This window comes from Brevibacillus invocatus (assembly GCF_003710915.1).
GTDB classification, from domain to species: Bacteria; Bacillota; Bacilli; order Brevibacillales; family Brevibacillaceae; genus Brevibacillus; species Brevibacillus invocatus.
The window spans coordinates 1-1,584 of sequence record NZ_RHHR01000087.1; the positions used below are offsets into that span (position 1 = coordinate 1).

At 44.7% G+C, this 1,584-nt stretch carries 1 protein-coding gene; it reads right to left on the bottom strand.

All coding sequences use genetic code 11. The features are described from left to right. Positions 1 to 1,188, bottom strand: a 1,188-nt coding sequence (locus EDM52_RS24900; protein ID WP_420866962.1) for a methyl-accepting chemotaxis protein, incomplete at its 3' end; no start/stop codon positions are given. Positions 1,189 to 1,584 lie beyond the last annotated feature (396 nt).

The window sequence follows — 1,584 nt, forward strand, 5'->3', positions numbered from 1 at the left end:
TTTACGTACTTCGTCTGCTACCACAGCAAAACCTCTTCCGTGCTCGCCTGCGCGTGCTGCCTCGATTGCTGCATTGAGAGCCAGCAAGTTCGTTTGCGCCGAGATCTCAGAGATAACCTCAACAATTTGGCCAATCTCTTGAGAACGCTCTCCCAAAAGCTGGATGATCTTGGCTGACTCCTGTACCGTTTGATGGATGGCGTTCATCTGTAAAACGGTTCTCTCCATACCCGCATTTCCTCGTTCCGACCCTTTTGACATCTCACTGGCACTCTCGGCGACTGCACTGGACGTTTCGGCAATCCGTTGAATTCCCATTGCCATTTCTTCCATCGCTTTGGAGCTTTCCTGTGCGCTTTTATACTGATGATCGGAGCCTGTAGCTACCTCATTCATTGCTTCCGTGATTTCGCTAATCATACCTTTACTTTGCTGAATACTCGTTGTGAGCTCTTCTGATGCTTGTCCTACTTGTCCGGCAGATGTATTGACATGCAGGACAAGCATTTTGAGATTATTCACCATCACTTGGAAGCTCTCACTCAGCTGACCAATTTCATCATTTGATTTCACAAGAACCCGATCCACACGCAAATCTCCATCTGCAATCTTTCGGGAAAGTCCTGCCAGAAGGGTAATCGGTTGAATCATACGGCGAACCAAGAAATACATGATGATAGCAGATCCCACTAAAAAAGCCACAATCAAAACAATGAACCATATTACTTCGGCACGCACTTTATCTTGAATCATGCCTACATTAAAATCGACTCCAACCAATGCTAATACGTTTCCATCTTCGTCGATAATTGGAGCAAATCCGGTTTTCCACTCGCCAAATTCGTCTTTGTAGACTTCCGTGCTTTGATGCGACTTGGAGGTAAAGGCAACTTTTGCCGGATCATTAAAGGTTGGACCGCCGTCATATTCCTGGCCGTACTGAACTCCCGCTTCGAGCAAGGCAGTTGATAGGACAGGCAACGTCATTTTCCCATTAGGGAAGCTGATGATATAGGCGTTCGACATCGTTTTGGACGTATGAATGAGGTCATCCAGAAGCTTGGTCATTTCCAATGCGTGCGAATTCGCCCCTGTAGGATCATTCAAAATCTCCCTAATTTCGTCGCGATTTAACAATTTAGATAAAAGGTTAGTGGAATCGTGCAGTTCCTTGTCGGTATTTTCCATGTTACTCTGCTGAATAGTTCGATAGGCCGTTGTGCTTGTCGCAGCACCGAACAGCAATAAAATGGATGAAAAAATGAGGACCAGTTTAAGACTAAATGAACGTTTCAAAATTGTCTCTCCTTCTGTCTTCACATAGATTGCAAGCGTACAAAGTATTCATGCCTGTGCGTTGCATGAGGTAAAAAAGAATATAAATGAAAATGAATAGGATGAAAATGGTCAGATATGAATTGTACTCAATGACAGGTATGGTTTCACCATCATCGACCCGAAATAAACGCATGAACGATCTCCCCATCATAGTGTGTACCAATTCCGTTACGTAGCTGCTGGATAGCGTACTCGATTGGAAGATCTGCTCTATAAGGTCGTTTTGTCGTCATCGCGTCGTACGTA